The 19,518-nt window shown below is 43.7% G+C and carries 22 protein-coding genes; 20 read left to right on the forward strand and 2 right to left on the reverse strand.

From position 1 onward, the window contains the following. Window positions 1-118: 118 nt before the first annotated feature. From CD05_RS0106515 to CD05_RS0106605, 19 genes are all read left to right on the forward strand, one after another. Window positions 119-466, forward strand: coding sequence for an Asp23/Gls24 family envelope stress response protein (locus CD05_RS0106515; protein WP_028509815.1), 348 nt, complete (start codon window positions 119-121; stop codon window positions 464-466). Window positions 467-489: 23 nt separating this feature from the next. Continuing rightward, on the forward strand, window positions 490-903 hold the full coding sequence (nusB, locus tag CD05_RS0106520) for a transcription antitermination factor NusB (protein WP_037322855.1): 414 nt from the start codon (window positions 490-492) through the stop codon (window positions 901-903). Next, window positions 896-1,840 carry a peptidase M22 gene (locus tag CD05_RS0106525; RefSeq protein ID WP_028509817.1) on the forward strand — a complete coding sequence of 315 codons (945 nt, stop codon included), beginning with the start codon at window positions 896-898 and terminating at the stop codon, window positions 1,838-1,840. Before nusB ends, CD05_RS0106525 begins: the two co-directional genes overlap by 8 nt. Continuing rightward, window positions 1,841-3,049 carry an exodeoxyribonuclease VII large subunit gene (xseA, locus tag CD05_RS0106530; protein ID WP_028509818.1) on the forward strand — a complete coding sequence of 403 codons (1,209 nt, stop codon included), beginning with the start codon at window positions 1,841-1,843 and terminating at the stop codon, window positions 3,047-3,049. Window position 3,050: 1 nt separating this feature from the next. Next, window positions 3,051-3,245, forward strand: a complete 195-nt coding sequence (xseB, locus tag CD05_RS0106535; protein WP_028509819.1) for an exodeoxyribonuclease VII small subunit — start codon at window positions 3,051-3,053, stop codon at window positions 3,243-3,245. Then, on the forward strand, window positions 3,242-4,141 hold the full coding sequence (locus tag CD05_RS0106540; protein WP_242841240.1) for a polyprenyl synthetase family protein: 900 nt from the start codon (window positions 3,242-3,244) through the stop codon (window positions 4,139-4,141). Before xseB ends, CD05_RS0106540 begins: the two co-directional genes overlap by 4 nt. A gap of 18 nt (window positions 4,142-4,159) precedes the next feature. Further along, complete coding sequence (dxs, locus tag CD05_RS0106545; protein WP_028509821.1) at window positions 4,160-6,004, forward strand: 1-deoxy-D-xylulose-5-phosphate synthase; 1,845 nt, start codon at window positions 4,160-4,162, stop codon at window positions 6,002-6,004. Next, complete coding sequence (locus CD05_RS0106550) at window positions 5,994-6,785, forward strand: TlyA family RNA methyltransferase (RefSeq protein ID WP_028509822.1); 792 nt, start codon at window positions 5,994-5,996, stop codon at window positions 6,783-6,785. Before dxs ends, CD05_RS0106550 begins: the two co-directional genes overlap by 11 nt. 22 nt (window positions 6,786-6,807) lie before the next feature. Further along, on the forward strand, window positions 6,808-7,686 hold the full coding sequence (locus tag CD05_RS0106555) for an NAD(+)/NADH kinase (protein WP_028509823.1): 879 nt from the start codon (window positions 6,808-6,810) through the stop codon (window positions 7,684-7,686). 2 nt (window positions 7,687-7,688) lie between these two features. Beyond that, window positions 7,689-8,162, forward strand: coding sequence for a hypothetical protein (locus tag CD05_RS17730; protein ID WP_037322859.1), 474 nt, complete (start codon window positions 7,689-7,691; stop codon window positions 8,160-8,162). After that, window positions 8,162-9,829 carry a DNA repair protein RecN gene (recN, locus tag CD05_RS0106565; protein ID WP_028509824.1) on the forward strand — a complete coding sequence of 556 codons (1,668 nt, stop codon included), beginning with the start codon at window positions 8,162-8,164 and terminating at the stop codon, window positions 9,827-9,829. The genes CD05_RS17730 and recN overlap by 1 nt, the downstream gene beginning before the upstream one ends. An 84-nt stretch (window positions 9,830-9,913) precedes the next feature. Continuing rightward, entirely contained in the window at window positions 9,914-10,687 is a 774-nt protein-coding gene (gene thyX / locus CD05_RS0106570) for an FAD-dependent thymidylate synthase (RefSeq protein ID WP_028509825.1), read from the forward strand. Further along, entirely contained in the window at window positions 10,687-11,361 is a 675-nt protein-coding gene (locus tag CD05_RS0106575; protein WP_028509826.1) for a deoxynucleoside kinase, read from the forward strand. The genes thyX and CD05_RS0106575 overlap by 1 nt, the downstream gene beginning before the upstream one ends. Before the next feature lie 19 nt (window positions 11,362-11,380). After that, window positions 11,381-11,926 carry a DJ-1 family glyoxalase III gene (locus CD05_RS0106580; protein WP_028509827.1) on the forward strand — a complete coding sequence of 182 codons (546 nt, stop codon included), beginning with the start codon at window positions 11,381-11,383 and terminating at the stop codon, window positions 11,924-11,926. Then, window positions 11,923-12,480, forward strand: a complete 558-nt coding sequence (locus CD05_RS17735) for a 5-formyltetrahydrofolate cyclo-ligase (RefSeq protein WP_037322860.1) — start codon at window positions 11,923-11,925, stop codon at window positions 12,478-12,480. The genes CD05_RS0106580 and CD05_RS17735 overlap by 4 nt, the downstream gene beginning before the upstream one ends. 21 nt (window positions 12,481-12,501) lie before the next feature. Beyond that, entirely contained in the window at window positions 12,502-14,082 is a 1,581-nt protein-coding gene (gene mltG / locus CD05_RS0106590) for an endolytic transglycosylase MltG (RefSeq protein ID WP_028509828.1), read from the forward strand. A gap of 77 nt (window positions 14,083-14,159) precedes the next feature. Then, a complete protein-coding gene (locus CD05_RS0106595) occupies window positions 14,160-14,708 on the forward strand; it encodes a flavodoxin family protein (protein ID WP_028509829.1) in 549 nt (182 codons plus the stop codon). A 14-nt stretch (window positions 14,709-14,722) separates the two neighbouring features. Continuing rightward, the gene (locus tag CD05_RS0106600; protein ID WP_028509830.1) at window positions 14,723-15,940 is read left to right on the forward strand and encodes a U32 family peptidase; all 1,218 of its coding nucleotides are present in this window, start codon (window positions 14,723-14,725) and stop codon (window positions 15,938-15,940) included. A 3-nt stretch (window positions 15,941-15,943) separates the two neighbouring features. Beyond that, window positions 15,944-16,426, forward strand: coding sequence for a hypothetical protein (locus tag CD05_RS0106605; RefSeq protein WP_028509831.1), 483 nt, complete (start codon window positions 15,944-15,946; stop codon window positions 16,424-16,426). Between the two features lie 41 nt (window positions 16,427-16,467). Here CD05_RS0106605 and CD05_RS0106610 read toward each other — a convergent pair whose 3' ends face one another. Next, complete coding sequence (locus CD05_RS0106610; protein WP_028509832.1) at window positions 16,468-17,493, reverse strand: tyrosine recombinase XerC; 1,026 nt, start codon at window positions 17,491-17,493, stop codon at window positions 16,468-16,470. 344 nt (window positions 17,494-17,837) lie between these two features. Here CD05_RS0106610 and CD05_RS20865 point away from each other — a divergent pair, with 344 nt between their 5' ends. Next, window positions 17,838-17,990, forward strand: coding sequence for a hypothetical protein (locus tag CD05_RS20865; protein ID WP_198021579.1), 153 nt, complete (start codon window positions 17,838-17,840; stop codon window positions 17,988-17,990). An 11-nt stretch (window positions 17,991-18,001) separates the two neighbouring features. Here CD05_RS20865 and CD05_RS0106620 read toward each other — a convergent pair whose 3' ends face one another. Next, a complete protein-coding gene (locus CD05_RS0106620; RefSeq protein WP_028509833.1) occupies window positions 18,002-19,363 on the reverse strand; it encodes a Rep family protein in 1,362 nt (453 codons plus the stop codon). Between the last annotated feature and the right edge of the window lie 155 nt (window positions 19,364-19,518).

Below are 19,518 nucleotides of genomic sequence, written 5' to 3' on the forward strand. Positions count from 1 at the left end.
TTTTGTTTTTATCAATTAACATAACAACAAAAAATATTTACCAAAAAGGTTGATACCTTGAAAAAAATATGTTATAATAAACTATATATGTTAAATTAATCTCAGGGAGGTCAATATCATGAGCGAAGTACAGTCAAATGCACAGGGCAGCTTAAAGGTCAGCAAGGGCGTTATAGCTGATATCGTATCAAGCTGCGTCAAGGAGACCGAGGGTGTTGCAAGAGTCTCGGGCTCAAACGAGATAGTCAGAAGGCTCGCAGGCTCAAAGAATGAGGAGACTATAAAGATAGCGCTTATCGACGATGTTCTCAGCGTTTCTTTCGGTGTCATAATCAAAAACGGATATAATGCCGTGAAGACTGCCGAGACTATCCAGGAGAATGTCAAGAATGCAGTAGGCTCTATGCTTGGCCTTACTGTTGCAAAGGTCAATGTAAATATCGTAAATGTAGAATTTTCGCAGTAACGCAATTTTAAGGAGTGTTTTGCTTGTCAGTAAACAGAAGAGAAGTCAGAGAATCAGTTTTTATCCTTTCCTTTGAAAAGATGTTCCGTGAGGACAGCACCGATGATATCATCGAGCTGGCTGAGGAGCTTGGTGACCTTACTATCAATGATGAGGTCATACATAATTTCAAGGGGATAGTCGATAAAGCAGACGAGCTCGACGAAGTCATTCAGAAATTCAGCAATAAAAGGACTATCGACAGGATACCTAAGATAAACCTTGCTCTGCTGCGCCTTGCTATATATGAAGCAAGATATGATGAAAAGGTGCCGATAAATGTTGCCATAAGCGAGGCAGTTGCTCTTGCCGGCAAATATGCGCAGGAGGCTGACATCGCATTTATAAACGGTGTGCTCGGCGCATATTCAAGAAGTGACGAGGCGCAGAGTGTCTAAGATATTAGGGATAGATACAAGCAACTATACTACGTCAGCTGCGCTGCTTGATACAGATACTATGTCTGTTATACAAAGCAAGCAGCTTCTGCCTGTCAAGCCGGGAGAAAAAGGCGTTCGCCAGTCAGAAGCGGTGTTTCATCACACAAAGCAGCTGCCCGATGTTATCGGAAAGCTGATGGGGCAGGGGAGATGTATCCCGGACGGTATAGGCGTTTCTGTAAAGCCAAGGCTTGAAGAAGGCTCATATATGCCGTGTTTCCTTGTCGGCGAGGGATTTGCCGATTCGCTTGGCTCGGTGATAGGCGTTTTGCCTGATAAATCGTCACATCAGATAGGACATATACTTGCTGCAATATACAGTTCAGGGCGTTTTGATCTGATAAAAGACAAAAAGTCATTTGCTGCATTTCATGTCAGCGGAGGAACGACCGATCTGCTATACTGCGAGCCCGATGACGATAATATCCTTAAGATTAGCCGTATAGGCGGTTCTGATGATCTTAAGGCAGGGCAGGCGATAGACAGATGCGGCGTTATGCTCGGTCTTAAATTCCCGTGTGGGCAGGAGCTTGAAAGGCTTGCTGAGAATAGCAGCAGTTCTTTTAAGATAAAGCCTTCTGTCAGGGGGCTTGATTGTTCTTTGTCCGGCCTTGAAAACAAATGCAGGGATATGATAGACAAGGGCTGCCCTAAAGAAGATACAGCAAAGTTTTGTATAAGCTATGTGCTTGAAAGCATAAAGGCTATGACAAAAGCGTTTTATGAAAAATACAGCGAAAAGACTGTGATATACGCAGGGGGAGTCATGTCAAACAGCATGATAAGATCTGCCCTTGAAGCCGAGCAGCGTGTATTCTGCGAAGGTGAGTTTTCAAGAGATAACGCCTGCGGTGTGGCGGTCTATTCTGCGATCAAGAGGGGACTGATCTTATAAATGGCATCTGTGCTGAGCGTTTCACAGCTCAATAAATATGTTTCATTCAAGCTCTCCTCGGATATCAAGCTAAAGGGCGTTGCCATAAAAGGCGAGATATCAAATTTCGTATGCCACTTCAAATCAGGGCATATGTACTTCACACTTAAGGACTCAGCATCTCAGGTAAGGGCTGTTATGTTCTCATCAAACGCCTCACGCCTTAAGTTCGAGCCGGAGGACGGCATGAATGTGCTCGCCGTGGGTAACGTTGAGCTTTACGAGCGTGACGGCGCTTTTCAGATAGTTGTTACCGAGCTTGTGCCAATGGGCGGAGGCGCTGTCAGTGACGGTATCGAAAAGCTGAAGAAAAAGCTGCTCGATAACGGCATTATTGACGAGAAAAGCAAAAAGCCCATACCCCGTGTTCCCAAAAAGCTCGCAATAGTCACATCGGCAGATGCGGCAGCACTAAGAGATATACTAAGTATCACCAAGAGAAGATACCCTGTTTGCGATATAGAGATATATCCTGCACTTGTGCAGGGCGCATCGGCGGCCGATTCGATATGCAGCTCACTTAAACAGGCTGACATGAGCGGTGCTGATACGATAATTCTTACAAGAGGCGGCGGCTCGGCGGAAGACCTTATGGCTTTTAACAGTGAAAGCGTCGCTATGGCTGTCCATACTTGTAAAACACCGGTTGTTACAGCTGTCGGCCATGAGACTGATACTACGATAGTTGACTATGTTTCTGATATGAGAGCGCCTACACCGTCAGCTGCGGCTGAGCTCTGCACACCGGATATCAGTGAGGTCATATCAGCTATATCACTTCTCGAACGTAGGCTTAACAAAGCATTTGAGTATATTCTTGACAAAAAGCTGTCTGCACTTAATGAGAGCACATCTATACTTAAAAGTCTCTCACCCGAAAGATGGCTTGAAGCTATTGATAACGAGCTTGCAAGACGTCTGGACAGGTTAAGATATGCTATGGAAAGCAAGCTGACAAATGCCGAGAGCAGGCTGATGAAAGACCATGCAATGCTTACAGCACTAAGCCCCTTCGGAGTTATCGACAGAGGATATTCTATAACTACAAAGGACGGAAAGGTCGTTTACGGCAAGAATGACATAAATGCCGGCGACAGCATAGATATCAGATTATCAGATGCTGTTTTGACAGCCAAAGTAAACACTATAAATGAAATAAAGGACAAATAACATGAGTTTTGAAAAATCAATGAGCAGACTTGATGAGATAATAAGATCACTTGATAACGACAAGCTGCCGCTTGACGATGCACTTGAATTGTACAAAGAAGGCATAGCACTCAGTGCCGAGTGCAAAAAAGCCCTTGAATCTGCTAAACAGCAGGTAAAGATAATTGATACCAATAATTCATCGGAGGAAGAATGATGCAGCAGCATAATATATCAAAGCTCAATGATTATTGCGATACAATTAATAGAGAGCTGATGCAGATAAGCAGCTTCAAGCCCGAGTCATCAAAAAGTGTGTGTGATGCTATGGAGTATTCACTAACGGCAGGGGGCAAGAGGATAAGACCTCTGCTCGCTCTTGAATTTTGCAGGATATGCGGCGGCGATACCAAAAAGGCGCTCCGCTCGGCCTGCGCTCTTGAGCTAATACATACATATTCGCTCATTCATGATGACCTCCCTTGTATGGATGATGATGATTACAGGCGTGGGCGTGAATCGTGTCATAAGAAATACGGCGAAGATATTGCCCTGCTTGCCGGAGATGCGCTCAATTCACTGGCTTTTGAAGTCATTGCCAGCGAAGCAGAAAAGGGCAGCATTTCCTTTGAAACAGGAATAAGACTTATCTCTGTGCTGTCAAAGCGTATAGGTGCTGACGGCATGATCGGCGGCCAGGTCATCGACCTTGAATCCGAGGGCAGAGATATTACTATAGATACTCTTGATGAGCTCCAGGAGAAAAAGACCGGCGCTCTGATAGAAGCCGCCTGCCTTATGGGCTTTGTGCTCTCAGGCAGCGAAGACGAAACAAAACGTGAAGCAGTCAGGAATTATGCATTCTGCCTTGGCAAAGCGTTCCAGATAGTTGATGATATTCTCGATGTAGAAGGCAGCTTTGAGGAGCTTGGCAAGCCGATCGGCAGTGACAAGGAGCAGGGTAAGAACACCTACGTCACATTCCTCGGCCTTGACGGCGCTAAGAAAAAGGCCGCAGAGCTGACAGATAAGGCTCTTAAGTATCTTGATGCATTTGACGATAATGAATTTTTAAAAGAGCTTACAGGCGAGCTTCTTACACGAAAAAAATAACGAAAGGCAGATGATCGGATGTCTGCGTTTGATAAATACAAACTAAGCTCAATGGAGCTGCCAAAAGACCTTAAGAAGCTCAGTACAAAAGATGCTGCCGAGCTTTGCGCCGAGGTCAGAGAGATACTTATAGACACAGTATCCAAAACAGGCGGCCACCTTGCTTCCAATTTAGGAACAGTCGAGCTTACAATGGCGATACACAGGGTCTTTGATTCGCCAAAGGATAAGATAGTATGGGATGTTGGCCATCAGGCTTACACCCATAAAATACTTACAGGCAGACTTGATAAATTCAGTACACTCAGACAAGATAACGGTCTGAGTGGCTTTTGCAGGCCTGATGAATCGGTGCATGATGCATTTATCAGCGGCCACAGCTCGACAGCTGTATCGGCAGCTCTTGGCATAGCGTGTGCTATGAAAGCATCAGGTGACAAACACCATGCATTAGCGGTCGTAGGTGACGGTGCCGCAACAGGCGGCCTTTTCTTTGAAGGGCTTAATAACGCCGGCAAAAGTGATACCAATATTATAGTTATTCTCAACTGCAATGAGATGTCGATTTCCAAAAACGTCGGTGCAGTTGCAAAATATCTTTCTCAGCTGAGAACAAAGGATTCATACCATAAGACAAAGTCAGCTGTTGAGCGTGTGCTTGACAAGACACCGCTTATCGGCTCACCGGTCAAGAAGACTATACGTTCCTCAAAGAACGCATTCAAGGATATCCTGCTCCATAGCACTATGTTTGAGGATTTCGGCTTTGAATTTGTAGGTCCTCTTGACGGACATAACCTCGATGAGCTCGAAAAGGGGCTGAAGGCTGCAAAGTCTATGAACAAGCCGGTCTTCGTCCATGTTAATACCACCAAAGGCAAGGGCTACCCGCCGGCAGAGAAAAACCCCGGCGAATTCCACGGTGTTGGTTCTTTTGAGATAAAGACCGGCAACCCTGATGTTGTCACATCTGACAGCTATTCGTCTGTTTTCGGAATGCAGCTTACAGAGCTTGCAAAAAAGAATAAGCGTATCTTTGCTGTCACAGCTGCAATGAAATATGCAACAGGTCTTCATACCTTTGCAAAGGCTTACCCTGACAGGTTTTTTGATGTCGGTATAGCCGAGCAGCACGCTGTAACATTCTGCGGCGGCCTTGCAGCTTCCGGCATAATACCTGTGTTTGCTGTATATTCGACTTTTCTTCAGCGCTCATATGACCAGATAATACATGATCTGTCAATAACCGATTACCATATGGTTTTCGGCATCGACAGAGCAGGTATAGTCGGTTCGGACGGTGAAACACATCAGGGCATATTCGATGTCGGTCTTCTGACATCTGTCCCGAATACTACGATATATTCTCCCTCATGCTATGATGAGGTCAGGCTGTGTCTTTCAAAAGCTATCAACGAAGACACGGGCATAGTTGCTGTCAGATACCCAAGAGGCAGCCAGAAGCAGACATTCGGAGAACCCACTACAGAGTATTGCCTTGAAGGAAACGGCGCAGATACACTTATTGTCACCTATGGAAGACTAAGCTCAAATGCGGCAAGAGCAAGGGCGATACTCAGCAATAAGGATATAAAATGTGATATACTCAGACTTGTGAGCATTTACCCCATAAGCCAGAAGATACTTGAGATATTTTCAAAATATAAACGGGTAATCTTCTTTGAAGAGAGCTATTTCAGCGGCAGTATCAGCGAAAAATACACTGCACTGTGCTCAAATGTCGTGCCTGTAGCGCTTACAGGCTTTATAAGGCACGCACCTGTTGATGTCCTGCTTGATGAAAACGGCCTCTCTGCTGAGAAAATGGCAAAGAAAACTGAGGATATGATAAATGCGACTTGACAGGATAATAGCAGAAAAAAGCCTTTCACCAAGCAGAGAACAGGCAAAAAAGCTCATAGAGCAGGGCCTTGTCACAGTTAACGGCAAGACTGTCACCAAACCTTCGTATGAAGCAAAAGAAGATGATGATATACAAGTCACCGGTGAGCTTTGCAGATATGTCGGAAGAGGAGGACTAAAGCTCGAAGGAGCGCTAAAGGCCTTTGGCGTTGATGTTTCCGGACTTGTATGTGCTGATATAGGTGCATCTACAGGAGGATTTACAGACTGTATGCTGCAAAACGGTGCAAGCCTTGTGTATGCTGTCGATGTCGGCCACGGCCAGCTTGATAAAAAGCTGCTTGATGACCCGAGAGTAATAAACATCGAAGGGGTAAACGCCAGGTATATCGAGCCGGGTTTGTTTGAAAAAAAGCCTGCACTCATGACCTGCGACCTTTCGTTTATCTCTCTCAGGCTTGTTGTAGATAAGCTGATACCATGCCTTGATGAAGGCGGCAGGATAATAACACTTATCAAGCCGCAGTTTGAAGCCGGCAAATCAGCTATCGGCAAAAACGGCATAGTAAAAGACAAAAAAGCTCATATAAGGCTTTTAGATGAGCTTTCGGCATATTTTTTCGGGATAGGGCTCATTATCAAGACTATTACCCATTCACCGATAAAAGGCGGCGACGGCAATATAGAATACATTGCACTTCTTGAAAAAGCAGGAGACTGTAATGTTATAATGCCTGACAGCAAAAGTATAGCAGATGCTGCATTTTCAAAGCTAAAATGATACAGCTTAACGGAGTATTGATATGAAAGCATATATTTTTCCTAATTTTGATAAAGCCAACAGCAGGGAATACACTGTTGAAGCGTGCAATGTTCTTCACCGAAGCGGCATAGGCATAAGCATCGACTCAGATTATAAAGACCTTATAAGCCTAGAATACGATGTCGAATACGGTGATGAAACCGAGCTGATAAAAGACTGTGACGTAGTAATCGCTATCGGCGGTGACGGCACTATCATCAGGTGTGCAGGTCTTGCAGCAGTCTGCTCCAAGCCGATAGTAGGCATCAACTGCGGCAGGCTCGGATTTATGGCTTCGCTTGAAAGAAGTGAGCTCGGGCTGCTTTCGAGACTTAAAAGCGAAGACTACATAAGAAGCAAGAGAATGATGCTCAAAGCGCTTATCTATAAAGAGGGTAAGCTCAAGGGCAGGTTCCATGCACTCAATGATGTGGTAATATCCAAACGCCACAACAGCAAGATAGCTGATTTTGAGGTCTCAAAGGAAGGTATCGTAATATCATCGCTCAGAGCTGACGGTATAATCTTTTCTACACCCACCGGTGCTACAGCATATTCTATGTCGGCAGGAGGCCCAATAATCGAGCCTGACCTGGAATGCATCGAATTTACGCAGATATGTCCTCACTCTTTATTTGCAAGGTCTATGATATTCTCGGCAAACAGTGAGCTTACAGTCAAGTGTCATGCAAAACTTGATGCAAAGGCCGTTGTAAACATCGACGGTGAGAATGTATTTGAAATAGGTGTCAACGACAAGATAGTCATATCAAGGTCAGAATACTCTATTGAGCTTATTGATCTTGTAGGTGGCAGCTTCTTTAATTCAGTCAATTCAAAGCTCATGCAGCCGCTCAAAGGCACGGGAGAAGGCTTATAATAATGAAAAGCAAAAGACTTAATGATATAGTTGATATTATCCTTTCAAATGATATCGACACACAGGAAACGCTCCTTAAATACCTTAAAGAGCGTGGATATAACGTGACGCAGGCGACTGTTTCAAGAGACATAAATGCTCTGTCGCTTGTAAAGATACCCACCGACAGAGGTTCAAAATACGCTCTGCCGAAGAAATCCGAAGCGCTGCTGCGTGATACAAAGGAGCTGTTTGATGAACTTATAGTATCATCAATGATAAGCGTTGACCATGCGCTTAACACTGTTTGTATCAAATGCAAAAGCGGTATGGCTCAGGCTGTGTGCGCAAGGATAGATATGGCGCAGCCTGTAAATACTGTCGGAACACTCGCTGGTGAGGACACAATATTCGTTCTTATGAGAACAGAAAACGATGCAGCGATACTTACTGCTGAGCTTAATTCACTATATAAGGAAAAAATGGGGAACGTATAATGCTTAAGGAACTTTATATCGAAAACCTTGCTGTTATAGAAAAGGCATCAATAGAATTCTGCGACAAGCTGAATGTCTTTACAGGTGAGACAGGTGCCGGTAAATCTATACTTATAGGCGGCATAAATGCGATCCTCGGGCAGCGTGTCAGCAAAGATATCGTAAGATCAGGTGCAAACAAAGCAGTTGTTTCGGCTTCTTTCTATAATATCTGCCCGGAAGCCGTTTCGTTCCTTAGTGATAACGGCATTGAATGTGAGGAAGGCGAGCTGCTTATAACCCGTGAGATACGTTCTGACGGCGGCAGCACAGCGAGGATAAATTCAAGGCCTGTGAATATCTCTCTTTTAAGAGAACTTGGGCAGATGCTTGTAAATGTTCACGGTCAGCATGATAACCAGATACTTATGACAAGCGAGCGCCATATAGATATCCTTGATGAATACTCAGGGGCAGGGGAGATGCTTGAAGAATACAGAAGATCGTTCCATTCGCTTCAGGCACTTGCAAGAAAAATAAATGAACTGAAAAAACAGGCTAATAACAAGGCCTTCAGAATAAATGAGCTTCAGGATATAATAGCAGATATCGACAGCCTTGACATAAAGCCGGGCGAGGACGAGGAGATAGATAAAGAACTTGACATCTCAAAAAATGCTGTTATCCTTTCAGAAGCTATATACAAAGCACACAGCATCTTAAAAGGCACAGATGATGCCGACGGCACGGTAGTCATGGTTAGCGAAGCAAGGGATTCTGTAATGCCGTATTCCGAGCTTTTCAATGAGCTTGCCCCGTTGTCAGAAAGACTCAGCTCTGCTGTTATAGAGCTTGATGATATTGCACAGGAGCTCAGTTCGCTCTCCGACAAGCTCGATGTTGACCCTAAAAGATATGATTATCTTAACGAAAGATCGACAGCATTAAGGAAGATAAAGAAAAAATACGGTCCTGAGCTTGATGATGTTCTCAGAACACTTGAAGACAGCCGCCGTGAGCTCGATGAACTGCTTTCGGCAGACCAGAGCCTCAGCGAATACGAAGAACAGATGCAGCAAATGCTCTCAGAAGTATCTGTAAAGGCGAAAAACTTGTCAGAATTCAGAAAAAAAGCAGCCGAGAAGTTTGTCTCACAGGTCACTGCCGAGCTTGAATTTCTTAATATGCCGAATGTTAAGCTCGTTGTATCACAGACTGCAGGCAAGCTCACAGTAAACGGCCTTGATACGATAGAATTCCTTATTTCTGCCAACCTCGGTGAAGAACCAAAGCCTATCGCCAAGATAGCATCAGGCGGTGAGCTTTCAAGAATAATGCTTGCACTGAAAAACGTTACTGCCGAAAAGGACAGCATTGATACGCTTATTTTTGATGAGATAGACACAGGTGTCAGCGGCAGAGCTGCTCAGAAAATAGGCCTTAAGCTCAAAGAGATAGGCAAGATCCGTCAGGTGCTGTGCGTCACACATCTTTCTCAGATAGCTGTCATGGCTGATGAGCACCTTCTTATCGAGAAAAACGATATCGACGGCAGAACTGTGACCTCTGTCAAGCCTCTTGATATCGAAGGAAGAAAGCTTGAGATCGCCAGGATAATGGGCGGCGATAATATTGATGAGCTTATGCTTGAAAATGCTGAGAATCTAATCAACACATATAAAGCATAAAATAAAGGCGTAGATATTGACTAAACGCATAAAAAATGGTATAATAGTATAATGATTTGATAAAATAATGAAAGGAAGCTGAAAATGAAAGTCACCCTTATAACTCATACTCCCGAGCCTGAAAAGGTAATAGCCACCGCTGCAAAGCTCTGCTATGCAAGCGCTGACATTGATACTCTTATGGACGGGCTCACACAGGAGAAGATCGACAGCTTCCTTGATATGCTCACAAATATCGGCCATGAGAGCCCGATAGAGCACGTTACTTTTACTTTTGGTATCGAGGGCGTTTCACGTTCTCTGCTTGCACAGATAACAAGACACCGTATTGCTTCTTTCTCTGTACAGAGCCAGAGATATGTCGAGGAGAACAGGTTTGAATTCGTAACTCCTCCTGAGATAGCTGCTGATGAAACAGCTGTTAAGCTTTACAATGAGCAGATGCAGTCTTCTATCGACTCGTATAACAAGCTCGCTGATATCTTAAAGGAAAAGCATTTCAAGACATTTACCGAGCAGGGCGATGATGAAAAGACTGCAAAGCGCAAGGCTCAGAAAAAGGCTATTGAGGACGCAAGATTTGTTTTACCCAATGCCTGTGCTACTAAAATGCTCGTTACAATGAACGCAAGAAGCCTTATGAATTTCTTCTCACTCAGATGCTGCAACAGAGCGCAGTGGGAGATACACGAGCTTGCTGATAAGATGCTCAGGCTGTGTGTAGAAGCCGCTCCTACGCTGTTTGCTAAAGCCGGCCCTTCGTGTGTAAGAAGTGGGCGCTGCGGCGAAGGTGCTATGACCTGCGGCAAATTCAAAGAGGTAGTATCAAGGTATAAAGAGCTTAAGGGGCAGAAATGATGACAGGTAAACCAAGACTTGCAGTTATTGAAGGGCTTGACGGCTGCGGCAAAAGCACACAGTTTGAGCTGTGCTCTAAAAAGCTCGCTGCTGACGGAATTAGTGTAAAGCCTATCAGTTTTCCTGATTACGAGCAGCCTTCGAGTGTGCTTGTAAGAATGTATCTTGACGGCAAGCTGTCAGATTCAGCAGATGATATAAACGCATATGCAGCAGCGAGCTTTTACGCTGTTGACAGATATGCAAGCTTCAAGCAGTTCTGGGAAAAGGATTATCTTGAAGGCAAGTTTATACTTGCAGCAAGATATGTTACCTCAAATCTGATTTATCAGATGAGCAAGCTCGATAAGGAATACTGGGAAGAATTCACCGATTGGCTTTATGATTACGAATATGAGCGTCTCGGGCTGCCGAAGCCTGATAAAGTGCTTTTTCTTGATATGCCGCTTGAAGTATCTCAGAAGCTGCTTGCAGCAAGATATGAGGGCGACGAAAGCAAAAAAGACATCCACGAGGCTGATATGGAGTATATGAAAAGATGCAGAGAGGCTGCATATTTCTCAGCCGAAATGCTCGGTTGGGAAATGATAGACTGCTCTGACGGCAAAGCTCCGCTGCCTGTTGATGTTATAAATGATAAGATCATGAACAAGCTCAAAGGGCTTACTAAATAAAAAGAAAGGAATGTTTTGTATGGTATATGTTTTTCTTGCAGATGGGTTTGAAGATGTCGAGGCTATTGCTCCGATAGATATTCTGAGGCGTGCAGGCGTTAATGTCGTAACAGTCGGTGTTACAGGAAAACAGGTGACTACCTCGCATAATATTCCGATAATTGCTGATATAACCGTTGACGAGATAAAGCTCGGCGATGATCTTGATATGATAATTCTCCCGGGCGGTATGCCGGGAACGACTAACCTCGAAAACAGCTCTGAAGTTCAGGCTGCAATAGATTTTTGCTATGAAAGCAAGAAATTCATCGCAGCAATATGCGCAGCACCGACGATCTTAGGTCATAAAGGTCTGCTCACAGGCGTTAAAGCCACCTGCTTCCCGGGGTGTGAGAGCGCTCTTAAGGGCAGTGCTCATATGCCCAAAATGGTCATTCAGGACGGTATATTTATTACCGGTAAAGGCCCCGGCGCTGCTTTCAAATTTGGTTTTAAGCTCGCAGAGCTTCTCTGCGGCAAGGATAAGAGCCTTGCTGTTGAGTCAAATATGCAGTGCAGAGAATGAACAAGCAGGAATTAAGAGCCCGTATGAAGGCTTACCGTTTGTCGCTTGACAGCGCTGAGCGCAAAATCCTCGACAGAGCCATAGCTGACAGGCTGATAGAGCTTGTTTCGCCTTATGACACAGTGCTTTGTTATGTATCTTCTGAAATTGAGGTAGATACAAGGTATGTGTTAAGCGAGCTTTTTAAGGATAGCAGCAAAAAGATACTTGCCCCGAAATGCGTCAAAGGTACAAATATCATGCATTTCTATCCGATAACGGGCTTTGATGATCTTGAAGAAGGCAGCTTCTCTATATATGAGCCGAAAGATGGCATTTCAATGCAGACTGATTTTTCTGACAACAGCTGCTGTATAGTGCCGGCGCTATGCTATGACAGCAAAGGCTACAGAGTAGGCTTCGGCAAGGGATTTTATGACAGGTTTCTTGCAGAGTTTTCAGGTAAAAAGATCGGCATATGCTACAGCGGCTGTATCGTTGACAAGATAGAACATGATGATACAGATATTAAAGCTGATATAATAATAACAGATAAAGGTGTAAGCTATACATAAATGAAAGGAAGATAAGATCTAATGGATGATAAGGACTTTAAGCTCGATGACATTATAAATCAGTATAGTAAAAAAGCTGAAAAAGTCGAGAAAAGCGCTGAAACCTCCGAGCAGCCTGAGCCGGTTCAGGAGGCTGCTGATGAGATCAAAGAAGAGATCAAGGAAGTAGCAGAGGAAGCGGTCACAGAAGCGGCCGCAGACGAGCCCGAGGAAGAAAAGCCGGCTGAAGAAAAAGAAGAGAAAGAAGAAATAGCCGACATTTCCTTTGGCAGTGCTGAGAATAAGGAAAAAGAAGAATTAGGTGAAGATGAGGATATCTCTCTTGAAGCTGAGACTTCTGAGCCTGAGAGTGACAGTGACCCGATAATCCCTGTCTCTGAAAAAACTCGTGCTGTTATATCTGATAACAGCGAGGACAGAACGAAGAAGACTGAAAATGTCAGACCTACAAAAAGCTATGTCCGTGAAGAAGAGGATCTTAAGATCGTCAGATCGGGCAAAAGCAGTTCTTCAAAAAAGCACAAGAAAAAGAAGCGAAAAAAGTCAGGCTTCAATAACTCAGTATTTGGCGGCCTTATCATAATTTCAGTTATTCTCACTGCGTCGATAGTTATTGCATATAACGGCATCAGACTTGGTATGGAATACTTAGGTATCGGCAAGAACTCAAATGAGATCACATTCAATATCCCTGACGGTGCAACATCAGACGAGGTAATAGATCTTTTAAAGGACAATGATATCATCAAAGAGCCTAAGCTGTTCAAGCTGATAATGAAGATGAAAAATCTTGATTTCTACCCCGGTGATATCACGCTTCGCCCCTCAATGAGCTATACACAGATAATCGAGGAGCTATCAGTCAACCGTGCTAACAGAGAAACGGTATCTATTACATTCCCCGAAGGCATAACGCTGAGAGAAGCTGCTCAGATGCTCGAAGAGAATAAAGTCTGCACTAAGAAAGACTTTATCTTCCAGTTCAATAAAAAGCAGGATTTCGCCTTTGAAAACCTCATTGACGAATCAGATCTTACATTCTATAAAATGGAAGGCTACTTCTTCCCGGATACATATGATTTCTATGTAAACGACGATGCATATAATGTTGCGAGAATAATTAAGGAGCATTTTGCTGAGAAATTTACAAGCAGCATGGAAAGCAAGATGAAGCAGAGCGGAATGACGCTTAATGAAGTAATAACCCTCGCTTCTATGGTACAGAAGGAAGCAGGTACTATCAAGGATATGCCTATAGTAGCAAGCGTATTCCTTAACAGACTTGACGAATCCGACCTTTTCCCGTCGCTTGAATCAGATGCTACATCAAACTATATCAAACACGTTATCAAAAAGGAAGCCGATACCAACGTATCTATCAAGTACTACACAGAAGGCTATGATACATACCACTGTAAAGGCTTGCCAGCAGGCCCGATATGCAACCCCGGCCTGGACGCAATAAACGCAGTGCTCAATCCAGAGCAGACAAACTATTACTTCTTCTGTAATAATCTTGACACTGGTAAGGCATACTATGCTGAAACTCTTAAGGAGCATGAAAAGAACCTTGTCAAGGCGGGTCTGGTTGAGGCTGACTAAGCAAATATAGTTCATTACCTGTGCTTTCCGTTCCGGCGGGAAGCACAAGGTTTAATAGGCTTTTTTCGGAGAGTAATATGAAAACACTTATCCTCAACGGTTCACCAAGAAAAAACGGCAATACAATATCGCTGATACACAGGCTCACCGATAAGCTGAACGGGGATATACTTGTAGTTGATGCCTACAGCGGCGATATATCTCCCTGTATTGATTGCAGATATTGCAAAGACCACCCCGGCTGCGCAATTGACGACGGTATGCAAAAGGTTTACAGATATATTGAAAGCTGTGATAGTATCGTTATAGCGTCGCCTATATACTTTAATGAACTGACAGGCAGACTGCTTGATGTTGTAAGCAGGGCTCAGATGTATTTCTGTGCCTCACATTTCAGAAATGAAAAGCTGATCGTCAATTCAAAAAAGGGTGCTATAATACTGACAGGCGGCGGAATGAATAAGTATAAGACCGCTGAAGAAACAGCTGCTCTTATACTTCATACGCTCGGCTGCAATGAGATATTTGATACTGTGTGCAGCCTTGCTACTGACATTATTGACGCTAAAGACGATGCAAAAGCGCTTGCAGATACTGACAGGCTGGCTGAATATTTAAACAAATAAAGGAACTGATAAATATGAACAGAACACTTGAAATACTTGCTCCTGTAGGTGATATGGAAAGACTGTATGCTGCCCTTGACTACGGTGCAGATGCAGTTTACCTCGGCGGAACGATGTTCGGCATGAGGGCAGGTTCAGCAAAATTCGATGCACAGAGCTTAAAGATCGCCTGCAACGAAGCTCATTCAAGGGGCAAACGTGTATATCTCACCTGCAACACATTGCCGCATAATAACGAAATGCCTATGCTTGAAGGCTTTATTAAAGATGCGACAAATGCCGGTGTTGACGCAATGATAGCCAATGATATAGGCGTTTTCTCACTGATAAAGAAGTATTCACCTGATATGGAGATACATATTTCAACTCAGGCCGGTATCGTCAACTATGTAACAGCTAATGAGTTTTATAATATGGGTGCTAAGCGAGTGGTGCTCGCAAGAGAGCTCTCACTTGAAGAAATAGCCGAGATAAGAGCCAAAACACCTAAGGATCTCGAAATAGAGTGCTTTGTTCACGGTGCTATGTGCGTCAGCTTTTCGGGAAGATGCCTTCTGTCACAGTATCTTGTAAACCGTGATGCCAACCGTGGTGAATGCGCTCAGCCTTGCAGATGGGGTTATCATCTTATGGAAGAAAAAAGGGTAGGGGAGTTCTACCCTATCTTTGAGGAAGAAAAGGGCAGCTACATTCTTAACGCCAAGGATATGTGCATGATCGACCATATCGACAAGTTAGCACAGGCAGGTGTTGACAGCTTCAAGATCGAGGGCAGGGCTAAGTCTTCATACTATGTATCTGTAGTGACTAATGCATATCGTATGGCTATGGATATCTATAAAAAAGACCCTGAAAACTACAAACTGCCTGAATGGATACACGATGAAGTGTTCAAGGTAAGCCACAGAGCTTACTGCACAGGCTTTTTCTTCGGCCACCCCAAGGACTGCCAGTACTATGAAAACAGCGGCTATATCAGAGAATATGATGTTGTGGCAATAGTCGATAAGTGCGAAAACGGCAGGATATATGCCACACAGCGAAACAAATTCAACAAGGGCGATAAACTTGAGGTGCTTGCACCATACAGTAAGCCGGTAGCTCTGACAGCTGATGAGCTTTTTGATGAGCATGACAATACAATTGACACCGCAAATCACGCAATGATGAGATTTTCTATCGCATCTGATCTGGAATTTCCCAAAAACTCTATAATAAGAAAAGAGGTATAAGCAATGCGTGATATTATAGAGATAGTTATTTTTGTATTACTAAATCTCTTGTTTGCCTATATCTGTATTATATGCTCGATCAAAGCGATCAAAAAGCTGAAAGGTCTCAGACATGGCAGTGTTCATAGAATGAGGATAGTCAAATATGAGCGTACAGAAAATCATCTTGGCGGCAGATACAGAGTGATACTCCATACAATAATCGTCAGTTCCGAAGATGATGACCCGGCTGTATTCTTATTGTCAACAAACAGTCATAAAGGCGCACGCTATAAGGATATGGAGTATGCCGATATATACACTTTACAAGGTCAAAAAGAAGCTGTTCTTAAAGAAGACATACCGCATCTCTACTTTGATGCTATTTTAGGGCTTGTTGTCGGTATGTTATGTCTGTTGTTAGTTTTATTCATAGCTCTTGCTCTGATAGATAAATGTATCTATAATTTCGGCTTGTTGGACTCTATTCAAGATCATTTCTATTAAAATAACGGCATACCACATATGCAGGTATGCCGTTATATACCTTATTCATCGTCCGTTTTGGGCGATTTTTCGTTTGTTACTTTTTTAACATTTGCCAGAGGGTTAGCTTCGGCAGCGTTTTTGAGGTTTTCGTTCGATAAATGCGTGTATATCTCGGTCGTGGCAATGCTCTTATGACCTAGAATATCCTTTAAAACAAGGGTATCCACGTTTCCGTGCTGATACATCAGCGTAGCGGCAGTATGACGCAGCTTGTGGGTCGTTATGCCCTTATTTCCAAGCCCTGCATTATTGAGATTTTCCTCAACTATCTGCTGAACACGCCTTTTGGCTATCCTTGTACGGTTAGATGAAAAGAACATGGCGTTCTTATGCTCGGCGAATTTAGGCTTTATCTGATTTCTGACCTGTAGATAATCATTCAGTGCCGATCTGCAAGCATTATTAAGATAAACTATGCGTTCCTTATTACCCTTACCAAGCAGGCGCAGAGTGCTGTTTTCCTCGCTGTAATCATTAATATTCAATCCCACAAGCTCGCTCAGACGCATTCCGCAGTTTAAGAAAAGAACAAGTATACAATAGTCTCTGGTGTAGTTCTTTGAATCCTTGTTCATGTTATCAAGCAGTTCTAAGCTCTCATCAAGTGTCAGATACTTAGGAAGCGCCTGCTTGATACGAGGAAGCTCCAGGTCAGTAAGCGGATCCTTTTCAAGAGTTCCTGATTTTTTATGCAGGAAACTAAAGAACTGCTTCAGCGCAGATGCCTTGCGTGCTCTTGTCTTAGCAGAATTATTTCTTTCATCTTTAAGATATTTTAAATACTGGTATGCATCAGTCAGTTTGAATTCTTTGATCCAGCTTATAGGAACATTCTTGATCTCAATACTTTCAAACTCCACATCAGGCTCAGCGTCATTATGTATCAGCCTAAGATATCTTAAGAACGTTCTAATATCGATATAATATGCTTCTTCAGTTCTGTCCGCTCTGTCCTTGATCACCTTAAGGTTCACCAGAAAGGCCTCCAGGTAATCCGGGCAGTCTTTATAATACTCTTTTTTCATTCCCCTAACTTGCACTAAATTTGTATTTAGTGCAACTCCTTGTATATTCATTCCTGCCCTTACGGTTACAGGTTTATAGGTTGATTTGGTGGTGAGTGGTCGTTCCATTGCTAAAATGTGAGCCACAGAAGGTTGCCATTTGGCAAAACCGAGCCTGAGGTCTCGGTTTTGACTTCGTGAGCCAACGAGTTGTCTCACTGCGCGGCAACAGGAGATTGCCTTGCGAGTCGAAATTGCCCTGAAGGTCAAGTTCTTGCCGCATTTGCAACAGCGCAAATGCTGACGGTCGACCTCGCTACGCGACCCCTTCGGGGCTTTGGGTCTCCAAGGTAGATTTATTTTGAATGGGGCTGCGCCCCATACCCCTTGTTGCCTTACTCTATCAGCTCGGCAGCAGTGATTTGTGCGTCAAGCAGTGTGGTTTTGAGGCATATGAGGACAAGGCGGTGGTTCTCTATGACATATACTCTGTAGAAGTCATGGAAGACGGTGTATGATGACGGTCGTGTTATTCATAGATATCATCTACCACTATACCGTCTATTTCTTTATCATAACGTATTTCTTTTCCGTGTTCGTAGAAATTTGCCTGTATATCATGTATAGCATCTAAACAAGAACGAAGTTCTGATGTTTCGTCTTCGTACACATCAAAGAAGTTCGCATTGTTCTTTTCCAGTTCTTCAACGATGTTGCTTGTACGTCTGAACAGGTCACTCATTCCATTCCAAGACAGCATTTTGTCCGAACGCATATCTCTTGCAAACTCTACACGCTTTTCGGCGTTGTCAAGGTATTCACTCTTGTGACCATATATGTTGAGGTATGAATCGGTGTAGATGTATTCGTTAAGGTTCTGGTCATATATCCTGCACGATATATCCTTATCGTTCATATCGTACCATGTCTTAATACGGCGGTAGAGCTGTTTGATGTCCTCTCCCTCTTTGGAGTAGAAGTTCTTGTACCACTCGTTAAGCGGTTTGACCGAGGTTATTATGAAGTACTGGCAGTTGAGTACCTGGTCAACAAAACGGGCTTTCTGTGTGCTTGACCAGTGGTTATCGAGCATGGTGTGTATCTGTGCAGGCTTGTACACGTCATCTCTCGCATCCGACCATATGATGACATCCTGTCCCATATAGTCGTCAAAGGGTGATTTGTCGTTGTTGCCTGTTGTGAAATACGAAAGACCTTTGTCTTTGCACCATTCTCTCGCAAAGGTGTCTTTACCAACTCCGCTCTCGCCCGATATGAAGATTACTTCCATATTGCGCTCGTTCTTGAGTTTGAGGTCTCTTGTTCTTCTGTTAAAGGCGGTCTTTATAGCTTTGCTGTAGAGGTTTTCTTCGTATGAAGTTATGTGTTCGCTCAGGTTGAACAGGCGTATCTCTCCGCTGGCGATTGCTTCGACGATTTCCTTTTCTCTCCCCTTGTCGGCTCTTAACTGTTTAGCCTGATGTGCGCTCTCTGACTCTAACTGCCAGTCGAAGTTAGAGATAACTTCGGCAGTGTCATAGACGTGTTTCCACGGTTTGTGTTCATCTCTGTGTGTAAGGTAATTGAGAGCAGCAGACCAAGACTTCATTTTCTGTATGCGGTTCTCTGTTATGCAATCGGCAGGAATACCTACCTTTTTGGCTCTTGCGAGTATATTTGATGTATGTACTGCACAGCTGAACCTGAGCATGAGGTGAATGTGAGGTTCTCTCGGTGTTGTGTTATCGTCCTTTTTGTCCTTATCGTGCAGTATGTATGCATAGTCTTTGACCGATGACCAGCCGTCTATGAATTTATGAACGTTTTCGGGTGTCCAGCCGTAACAGCAGTCCTGTGTTATCTCGCAAGTTCTCCATGATTTGTCGGGCATTGTGATTTCTCCTTTCTGGTGGTTTATCTACTTTTTTGGGGTTATATCTACTTTTTTGGGGGTTATATCTACTTTATCTACTTCTGCACGTTCCTTAGACAAGCCCAAGGAACGTGCGTATTTACTTATGTTTTTATATGTTTATACTACATTTA

Source organism: Ruminococcus sp. NK3A76 (assembly GCF_000686125.1).
Taxonomy (GTDB): domain Bacteria; phylum Bacillota; class Clostridia; order Oscillospirales; family Ruminococcaceae; genus NK3A76.